Source organism: Stappia sp., assembly GCF_048261845.1.
Lineage (GTDB): Bacteria > Pseudomonadota > Alphaproteobacteria > Rhizobiales > Stappiaceae > Stappia.
The window spans coordinates 1-8,687 of record NZ_JBLXFR010000097.1 but is presented as its reverse complement, the minus strand read 5'-3'; the positions used below and the strand labels follow the sequence as shown (position 1 = coordinate 8,687).

General features: G+C 67.1%; 8 protein-coding genes, 1 tRNA gene and 1 riboswitch. Of the genes, 3 read left to right on the top strand and 6 right to left on the bottom strand.

Going from position 1 to position 8,687, the window contains the following annotated elements:
- The 3 genes from cobN to cobU form a co-directional block, all read right to left on the bottom strand.
- On the bottom strand, nt 1–2,335 hold a 2,335-nt coding region (gene cobN / locus ACN0T5_RS20615; RefSeq protein WP_417770483.1), incomplete at its 3' end, for a cobaltochelatase subunit CobN.
- A 46-nt stretch (nt 2,336–2,381) separates the two neighbouring features.
- Nucleotides 2,382–3,503, bottom strand: a complete 1,122-nt coding sequence (gene cobW, locus ACN0T5_RS20610; protein WP_417770482.1) for a cobalamin biosynthesis protein CobW — start codon at nt 3,501–3,503, stop codon at nt 2,382–2,384.
- Nucleotides 3,500–4,054 (bottom strand): bifunctional adenosylcobinamide kinase/adenosylcobinamide-phosphate guanylyltransferase, encoded by a 555-nt coding sequence (gene cobU / locus ACN0T5_RS20605; RefSeq protein WP_417770481.1) that lies wholly within the window; start codon nt 4,052–4,054, stop codon nt 3,500–3,502. The genes cobW and cobU overlap by 4 nt, the downstream gene beginning before the upstream one ends.
- Before the next feature lie 188 nt (nt 4,055–4,242).
- A riboswitch (cobalamin riboswitch) is annotated at nt 4,243–4,475 on the bottom strand.
- A 241-nt stretch (nt 4,476–4,716) separates the two neighbouring features.
- On the opposite strand from cobU, the gene ACN0T5_RS20600 reads away from it, so the two are divergent.
- A tRNA-Asn gene (locus ACN0T5_RS20600) sits at nt 4,717–4,792 on the top strand.
- Between the two features lie 101 nt (nt 4,793–4,893).
- Here the strand turns inward: ACN0T5_RS20600 and ACN0T5_RS20595 are convergent.
- Together ACN0T5_RS20595 and ACN0T5_RS20590 are read right to left on the bottom strand one after the other, a co-directional pair.
- Nucleotides 4,894–5,115: a DUF4287 domain-containing protein gene (locus ACN0T5_RS20595; RefSeq protein ID WP_417770480.1), complete on the bottom strand. Its 222-nt coding sequence runs from the start codon at nt 5,113–5,115 to the stop codon at nt 4,894–4,896.
- 37 nt (nt 5,116–5,152) lie between these two features.
- Nucleotides 5,153–5,494, bottom strand: coding sequence for a cupin domain-containing protein (locus ACN0T5_RS20590; RefSeq protein WP_417770479.1), 342 nt, complete (start codon nt 5,492–5,494; stop codon nt 5,153–5,155).
- Between the two features lie 170 nt (nt 5,495–5,664).
- Between ACN0T5_RS20590 and ACN0T5_RS20585 the strand changes: the two genes are divergently transcribed.
- Nucleotides 5,665–6,171 carry a MarR family winged helix-turn-helix transcriptional regulator gene (locus ACN0T5_RS20585; RefSeq protein WP_417770478.1) on the top strand — a complete coding sequence of 169 codons (507 nt, stop codon included), beginning with the start codon at nt 5,665–5,667 and terminating at the stop codon, nt 6,169–6,171.
- 116 nt (nt 6,172–6,287) lie between these two features.
- Nucleotides 6,288–7,559: a diguanylate cyclase gene (locus ACN0T5_RS20580; RefSeq protein ID WP_417770477.1), complete on the top strand. Its 1,272-nt coding sequence runs from the start codon at nt 6,288–6,290 to the stop codon at nt 7,557–7,559.
- Between the two features lie 2 nt (nt 7,560–7,561).
- Here the strand turns inward: ACN0T5_RS20580 and ACN0T5_RS20575 are convergent, their stop codons facing one another.
- A complete protein-coding gene (locus ACN0T5_RS20575; protein WP_417770476.1) occupies nt 7,562–8,440 on the bottom strand; it encodes a VOC family protein in 879 nt (292 codons plus the stop codon).
- Nucleotides 8,441–8,687: the final 247 nt, after the last annotated feature.

Here is an 8,687-nt window from a genome sequence, read left to right as displayed (position 1 = left end):
GCCGCCGCTCGCCCGAGCCGCCGCATGTGCGCCTCGGGCTGTCCCAGAGCGCGGCCACCATGGCCGGGCGCGAACCGCCGAACGGCAGCTCGTAGGCGCGGGCGAGCGGATCGAAACCGTCAAGGCCAAGGTCGCTGGCCAGCGCCCGCGTGATCCCCTCGTTCGCCGGCCCTTCCCCGCGCGGCACGCGGGTCAGCGCCACCAGCAGCGCGGTAAGCAAGCCGCCCTCGGGCGCCGCACCCAGCACATGCAGCCCGTCGCGGATCTGCATTTCCTTGAGGTCGCACAGATGCGCGTCGAGCCGGGCAAGGCGGGTTTCCTCGTCCATCTCCCCGGTTATGCCGATGTCGCGGTCGAGACCGTGGCGGGTGGCGGCCTCCAGAATGTCGCGGGTCAGCGCCTTGAGGCGACGCGGATCGACGCCTTGCGCGAGGTAATATTCGTCAAGCAGCACCTCCAGCTCGGCGGCAACGCCGTGGCTTTCGGCGCGCGCCAGCGGCGGCGTCAGGTGATCGACGATGACGGCGGAGGTGCGGCGCTTGGCCTGCGCGCCCTCGCCCGGATCGTTGACGATGAAGGGGTAGATGTTGGGCAGCGGGCCGAGCACCGCTTCGGGGAAGCAGTCTTCCGACAGGGCCAGCGCCTTGCCCGGCAGCCATTCGAGATTGCCGTGCTTGCCCAGATGCACGACCGCATGGATGCCGAAGGTCTCGCGCAGCCAGATGTAGAAGGCGAAATAGTGGTGCGGCGGCACAAGGTCCGGGTCGTGATAGGTCGCCTTGGGATCGATGTTGTAGCCACGCGCCGGCTGGATGCCGACAACGGCGTTGCCGAAGCGCGTGACGGCAAGGCGGAAGGCACCCTCCTCGACATGCGGATCGGCTTCGGCCAAGCCCCAGCGGGCGGTGACGGCCTCCTGCACCGCCTGCGGCAGGCGAGCGAAATGAGCGGCATAGTCATCAAGCGACAAGGCTGCGCCGCCGTGGCGGACCCGGCGGGAGGCAAGGTCGTTGGTTGGCCCGTCGCTGATCATCTCCATCAGCGCGGCCGAACCCTCCGGCGCGTTGTCGATCAGGTAGCCGTCCGACGACAGCGCCCGCAGGAGGGCGGCGCAGGAGGCGGGCGTGTCGAGGCCGACGCCATTGGCAAGCCGGCCGTCCTTGTTGGGATAGTTGGCGAGGATCAGCGCGACCTTGCGCTCGTCCGCCGGCGTTGCCGAGAGCCGGGCGATGCGGGCGGCCTGCGCCGCGACGAAGGCGATGCGGTCGGGCTTCGGCACGAAACGCATGGTCGAGGACTGGGTGAGCGGATCGCGCGGCGTCTGCTCCTTGAAGGAAACGGCGCGGGTGAGGATGCGTCCGTCGACCTCGGGCATCACCACATGCATGGCAAGGTCCCGGATCGAGAGGCCCTGGTCGGCATCGCGCCAGCCCTCCTCCGACGAGGAGGAGAAGACCACCTGCAGGACCGGTGCGCCCGGCGCGTCGAGCGGCGTCGAACTGTGCGTCTCGCCGGCCTTCGAGACGGCGAAGGCGGTGGCGTTGAGGACGACGGCGGGCGGTGCCCCGGCAAAGAGCGCGGCAAGGACGGCGGCGGATTCGGCCTCCTTCAGCGAGGAGACGAAGACGGGCAGCGGATTGACGCCCTCGGCCTTCAGCGCTTCGCACAGCGCCTCGACCGGTCCGGTTGCCGCCCCTTGCATCAGGGCGCGGTAGAAGACGATGGCGGCAACGGGCGCGCCCCTGTCGGCCCAGGTGGCCTTCAGGTCGGCAAGCGCGGGGCGGGAACGGCCCGGCAGGAACAGGCCGGCGCGCGGCAGGGCGCGCGGCGGATCCGGCTCGGGCGCACCGTCGAGCAGGTGGCCGGCATAGAGCAGCAGGTTTTCAAGGTTCTCCGCCCCGCCTTCGGCGAGATAGCGCCAGAGCCGCTCGGCCGCCTCGAGCGGCAGCGTCGAGCGGGCGGCAAGCGCCTCGTCCCAGCGGTCGTCGCCCGGCAGGACGGCGAGATGCAGCCCCTCGCCGCGTGCCACCTCGGTCAGCCGGTCGACGCCATAGGGCCAGTATTCCGCGCCGCCGAGCAGGCGGACGATGACCAGCCGCGAGCCGGCAACCGTTGCCTCCGCATACATGTCGACCGAATAGGGATGCGACAGCGCCATCAGGTTGGCGAGGCGCAGCGACGGCCCGCCGGCAGCACGTGCACCGGCAACGCTCGCCAGCGAGGCCAGCTCGGTGTCGGCCGCCGACAGGAAGACGACATCGGCCGGCGACTGGTCGAGATCGACCGCCTCGTCGCCCTGGTCGATGCGTCCGCTGCGTCCGGCTAGAATATGCAATGTAGCTGCCCCTTGGCTGTGTCGTGCGGTTCAGAACGCGGCCGGATCACGCGGCAAGCGCGCTCGCGAGCAGCCCCTCGACGCGGGCGAGGTCGAAGCCGGCAAGGCCGATGACGACGACACGGCCCGGCGCGCGGGCATCGCGGGCGAACCAGGTCTCGACGCGCGGGCCGACCGCCTGCACCATGGCCGGCGCCGCCTTGCCGTCGATGGCGACCGCCCCCTTGATGCGCAGCACGCCGGCGACCGCCATGGCGGCTGCGACACGCGCCTCCAGATCCTTGAGCGAGGCGAGCGGGCCCAGCTCGATCACGTGGCTGGCGAACTCGTCATGGTCGTGGTCGTGATGATGGTGGTGGTGGTGATCATGATCATGATCGTGGTCGTCATCATCGTGATCGTGGTCGTGGTGATGCGCCTCGTGATGGCTCTCGTGATGGCTTTGGCGGCCTTGCATGTCCTCTTCCGAGGCGCTCATCCGGCCAAGCAGCACGTCGGCGGCGAGCACGCCCTTTTCCGCCGTGACGATCTCGACCGCCGGGCGGACGCGGGCCGAAACCTCGGCGCGGACGCGCGCAAGCGTTTCGCCGTCGACGAGGTCGGCCTTGTTAAGCACGACGAGATCGGCGCAGACGAGCTGGTCCTCGAACAGTTCCTCGATCGGGCTTTCATGGTCGAGCGCCTCGTCGGCGGCACGCTGGGCGGCAAGAGCCGCCTCGTTGCCGGTGACGCGCCCTTCCGCGACGGCGGCCGCATCGACCACGGTGACGACCGCGTCGACCGTCACCCTCGTCCTGACGCTCGGCCAGTTGAAGGCACGCACCAGTGGCTGCGGCAGGGCAAGGCCCGACGTCTCGATGACGATGTGGTCGGGTGCCTCGTCGCGGGCGATCAGCATTTCCATGGTGGGCAGGAAATCGTCGGCGACGGTGCAGCAGATGCAGCCGTTGGTGAGCTCGACCACGTCCTCGGCAGCGCAATCGGGATCGGCGCAGCCGTCGACCAGCGAGCCGTCAAAGCCCATGTCGCCGAACTCGTTGACGATGAGAGCGATGCGCTTGCCCTTCGCCTCGCGCAGGAGGTTGGCGAGCAGCGTCGTCTTGCCGGCCCCCAGGAAGCCGGTGACGATGGTGGCCGGGATCTTGCCGGGAATGTTTGCGGTGGTCATAGACGGATCTCCGGTTGCGCGGGAGCAGGTTTGAGAACGAGCGGCAGGCCGGCGGCGACAAGCACGACGGCATCCGCGATTTCGGCAATATGACGGTTGAGGCGGCCCTGTTCGTCGCGAAAGCGGCGCGCGAGCGCGTTTTCCGGCACGATGCCCGAACCGACCTCGTTGGTGACGAGAACGACCGGACCGGCGGTGGCGGCAAGCACTTCGGCAAGGCGGGCGGTCTCGGCCGGAATGTCGGCCTCGGCAAACAGCAGGTTGCTGAGCCACAGGGTGAGGCAGTCGACGAGAACGGCGCGGGCCGGCGTCGCCTCGCGGGCAATCACGGCTGCGATGTCGCGCGGCTCCTCGATCGTCACCCAGCCGGTCCCGCGCTGCTCGCGGTGGCGGGCGATGCGCGCGCTCATCTCGGCATCGAACGCGGCGCAGGTGGCGACATAGACGGGATCGCGGGAGCTGGTGGCGACCAGTCGTTCCGCATGCAGGCTCTTGCCGGAGCGGGCGCCGCCGGTGACAAGCACGGTACGGAAGGACTGGACAGCGCTCACGGCGCGCATCCGCGACGGCCCGCGTCGCAACGGGCGCGGTTCAGGGTGCCTGCGCGGCACCTGCGCTTATGAGGGATCTGGCCCTTAAGAGGGGTCTGGCCCTTATGAGGGATCCGGCCCTTGAGAGGGATCATCTGGCCTCCTGCCGTCCACCCGACGGCGCGTGACGTTTCGGGCCGGAACCCGCAAGGGGTCCCGGATGGTCCGGCTCGTCTCCTGGCTCGCGGGTCAAAGCCCTTGCTCCTGCCCTTCCCGGACCTTCGACGGGTCCAGTGGTTGTCGCAGGAAGGCTCGCCGCTCACAGTTGCGGGGGCAGCTGCGGATTCGGGATCCCGAGTTGGGTCCTCCCCCACCGCATTCCGAATTTCTCCTCTTTCTCGGGCTTCGCCCGTCGAAGAGGACCGGACCTCCTTCTTAGCGCGGCAGCCGGCTCACAACAAGCGCAAGCACGGGCGAAAGGGCGTGGCACGCGCGGCGGTTGAAAAGCCTCCCGCGCCGCCGGGCGGGCTGCCCGCCCGGCGCACCGCCCGGAGCTGGAGCGCGCGACCGTGCGATGCGCTCCTGTGGAAAAGTTTTGTGACAAAGGGCTTGGCAAGGGTAGGATGCGTTTGCTATACGCCTCGCATCGACGCAGCGGACACGATCCGCTGCCCCGTTGGTGATCCCCGATAGCTCAGTTGGTAGAGCATTCGACTGTTAATCGAATTGTCGCAGGTTCGAGCCCTGCTCGGGGAGCCACTCCTTCTCTTTAATCCCTTCTGACGCCAGAACGCTTCGTCTCGCCGCCGCGGGACGACGACCTCGTCGTTCGGCAGCCGTCCCCCGCCTCGCCACCTTTCTCACTTCCTTGCGGCGAGCGCATGAGCGACAAGCGCGTTGGCGTGGCCATGGCCGAGACCGTGCGTCTCTTTCAGCCAGTTCACCAGTTCCATGTGCTTCAGTCCGTCCTGCGTGTTGATCAGCGCGATCCACTCGCCGACGGGACGGCCGTATTTCTTCTCGATGGAGGGGAAGTAGGAGGCCGGTCCCTTGACCTTGGGCGTTTCGTTCGAAGTCGACATTGTCTTTCCTTTTCACGGGGATGCGGCGTGCCGCCGCTCACAGGTCCTGCTGCAGGATGGTCTGCGAGGGATGGATGCAAACGATCTCCAGCCTGTCGCTGCCCACATTGAGAAAGCGGTGCGGAACATTGGCCGGGGCGACGACGATGTCTCCGGTCGCGGCGCGAATGCGCTCCTCGCCGACGGTGAATTCCACTTCTCCCCGCTGCACCACCCAGGTCTCGCGGTAGGGGTGCATGTGAAGGCCGGAGCCCTCCCCCGGCTGCTTGTTCGACAGGAACATCGACACGGGCGAGGAGAAATCGCTCCCCTCGAAGCGCACGGTGCGGCTCTCGCCCGGGCCGGAAGCGCGGTGACGCCGGATGCGGATATCGGTCATGGCGACCTCCTATTTATCTTGACGAGAAGATAAATGCGGCCTGTTTATCTTTGTGTCAAGATTGTTATCTTGATATCGAGAGGCATGCACCCCGCGCCCGGAGGTTGCAGGTCCGGGCAAGGCAGCGACGTGACCGGCGCGCGCGGAGGCAGAAAACAGGAGGAAGCGTGATGGCGGATCATGTCGACAGGCTGCGGGCGCAATGGGCGCGGGAGATGCCCGACCTCGATACCGAACCGATGGCGATCCTGGCGCGCGCCCGGCGTCTCACCCTTCTGGTTTCGGCCGGCATAGAGCGGACCTTTGCAGGCTTCGGGCTGGACCGGGGCGAGTTCGACGTGATCTCCACGCTGCGCCGCGCCGGACCACCCTACCGGCTGACCCCGACGGAGCTCTATTCGACGCTGATGATCTCCTCCGGCGGGCTGACCCACCGGCTCGCCCGGCTGGAAAAGGCCGGGCTCATCATGCGCGAAAAATCCTCCCGCGACGGTCGCAGCCTCGAGGTCGTGCTGAGCGAGGCGGGCATCGCGCTCGCCGGGGCCGCGTTCCGGGAGGACATGGCCAACGAGATGCAGCACCTCGCCCATCTGACGGCGGAGGAACGCGAGACGCTGGCCGGCCTGCTGCGCAAACTGCTCGTTGGCGTGGAGCGCAATGCGGACGGCAAGGACTGACAATTTTGACAATAGAGGCTAGTTGTTAGACCGAATCGGCGACAATCGGCTGTAAGGTGGGCGTCCGCACGACCATGTTGACCAAACAAGACCAGACGCCAGGAACGGAGTGCAACGTGCCATTCAGCGCGCAGAACAGCAGGCAGCTCCATGCTTTCGTGAACGCCATCGGCGCCTGTGTTGCGGTCTACGAGAAGTCCGAGCACAACGGCATTGTCATGGTGACCGCCAATCGCCACTACACGGCGATGCTGGAGCGAGACACGGAAGCCGTGGCGGGCGCCGCCATCAACGACCTTTTCCCGCGCTATCTCTGCCTGCCGCTGATCGAGCTCATCAACACCTGCATGAGGACCCAGAATACGCTGGAATCCGAAATCGTCATCGACAGGGCCGGTCGAATCTCCTGGTGGCGTTTCGTTTTCTCGCCGATCTTCGGCGGCGACGGCAAAGTCGAGCGCATACTCAACACCTGTATCGACATCACCGAGAAGAAGTCGCTGGAAAGCTCCCTGGCCCAGAGCCAGAGCCGTTTCGAGGCGGTGGTGGACGCGGCCTATGACGGAATCATCTCGGTCGACCAGGAACACAAGGTCGTGCTGCTCAACAATGCCGCCTGCGAGATCTTCCAGATCAACAAGGCGGACGCCATCGGCAAGCGGCTCGAGACGCTCATCCCCCACCGCTTCCGGGAGAAGCACGCCGACTTCATCAAGGGCTTTGGCCGGTCGCCGATCAAGTCGCGACCGATGGAATCGCGCGTCACCGTGATGGGCCTGCGCCGGGACGGATCGGAGTTTCCCGCCGAGGTGACGATCGCCAAGATCGAAGTGGGCAGCGAAACCGAATACACGGCCGTGGTGCGCGATATCTCCGAACGCGCCAAGCTGATCGACGAGTTGCAGCGGGCCGCCATCAACGACCCGCTGACCGGCATTTACAACCGCCGGCAACTGACGAAGATCCTGCACGACGAGATCGAGCGCTGCCGCCGTTTCGAGCACCACATGGCGATCGCGATGATCGATCTCAACGGCTTCAAGGTCATCAACGACACGTACGGCCACCATGTCGGCGACGAGGTGCTGATCGCCTTCACCGAGGCGATCAAGCCGCATCTGCGCCCGGTCGACACGGTCGGCCGCTGGGGCGGGGACGAGTTCCTGATCATCTGGCCAGAGACGACAGGAGCGGCAGCGGCCAAGGTGATCGACAACCTTCGCAGGGGCCTCATCGACGTTGCCGAGCGGTTGTCGACGCCGGGCATCGCCATCAACTTCGGCGCCGGCATCCTGGAGACCGACGGCTCGGTCGACCCGGACGAGATCATGCTGCGCTCCGACCAGCTTCTCTATCGCGACAAGCGCGAGGCCTCCGCCCCCTCCTGAGATCAGCCGGCCGTCAGCAGGACCTGCGTGCCCCAGGGATCGCGGAGCCGGAGTTCGCCCTCGCCCGCGACCGCTTCCAGTCCGGCGGCCGCGGCCTTCCGGGCAAGGCTCGCCAGGCGTTCCCTGTCGCCCACCACGATCTCAAGCCCGGCAAGACCGGCATGGCCCGGCTTTCGCGGCAGCGCGCCGCGGCTGTTCCAGATGTTGCCGGCCAGCTGGTGGTGATAGCCGCCCGAGCCGAAGAAGCTGGCCCCGGGGTAACGCTTGCTCACGTCGAAGCCGAGGAGACCGGCATAGAAGCGCTCGGCCTCGGCCGTGTCGCCGACCTGAAGGTGGACATGGCCGACAATGGTCCCGGCCGGCGCGCCGGTCCACCGGGTTCCGGCCGCCTCGGCGAGCAGGCTCTCCGCATCCAGAGGGTCGGTGGACATCTCGATATCGCCATCGGCATTGGTCCAGCCGGCCGGCGAACGGTCGGCATAGATCTCGATGCCGTTTCCTTCCGGATCGGAAAGATAGACCGCCTCGCTGACCTTGTGGTCCGAGGCTCCCTGAAGGCGCAGCCCCGCTTCCGCGGCAAAAGCGAGCCAACGGCCGAGATCGGCGCGGGCGGGAAGCAGGAAGGCGGTGTGGAAGAGGCCCGCGTCCGAGCGCGCCGGCGCGGCAAGCGCCGCATCTCCATGCAGTTCCAGGAAGGGTGTGTTCCCGGCACCAAGCAGATGCGTCTCGCCCCGATCCTCGACAAGAGCCAGACCGAGCACATCGCGGTAGAAGCGCGAGACGCGTTCAAGGTCGCGCACGGCAAGACGGACACGTCCGATGCGCATGGGGGCGGCAGCCATGTCGAAGCGGTCCGCCGGGGCAAGGGTGGTCGCGGTCATTGTCGGTCTCCGGTCGAAAGGGACGAAAGGGCCGGTACGGCACCGGCTTCAAACCTCTTGTCCGGAAATCTGGTTTAACCCGAACCGAAACACAATCCCCCTAATCGTGACATTATCGTTCAACAATCATGAACGATCTTGCGCCTGCCGAACGGGCAGGAACGGCAGGGCTTTCGTGGCTGGGCGCAGATCACGGGCTGTCGTGGCAGGACGGAAACGGCTGTGGCATCGGCCGACCCGGAAGCCG

Coding starts and splice junctions, on each gene's coding strand:
- cobW (WP_417770482.1), bottom strand. CDS start 3,503: ATGACCACCGCAAACATTCCCGGCAAGATCCCGGCCACCATCGTCACC.
- ACN0T5_RS20595 (WP_417770480.1), bottom strand. CDS start 5,115: ATGTCGACTTCGAACGAAACGCCCAAGGTCAAGGGACCGGCCTCCTAC.
- ACN0T5_RS20590 (WP_417770479.1), bottom strand. CDS start 5,494: ATGACCGATATCCGCATCCGGCGTCACCGCGCTTCCGGCCCGGGCGAG.
- ACN0T5_RS20585 (WP_417770478.1), top strand. CDS start 5,665: ATGGCGGATCATGTCGACAGGCTGCGGGCGCAATGGGCGCGGGAGATG.
- ACN0T5_RS20575 (WP_417770476.1), bottom strand. CDS start 8,440: ATGACCGCGACCACCCTTGCCCCGGCGGACCGCTTCGACATGGCTGCC.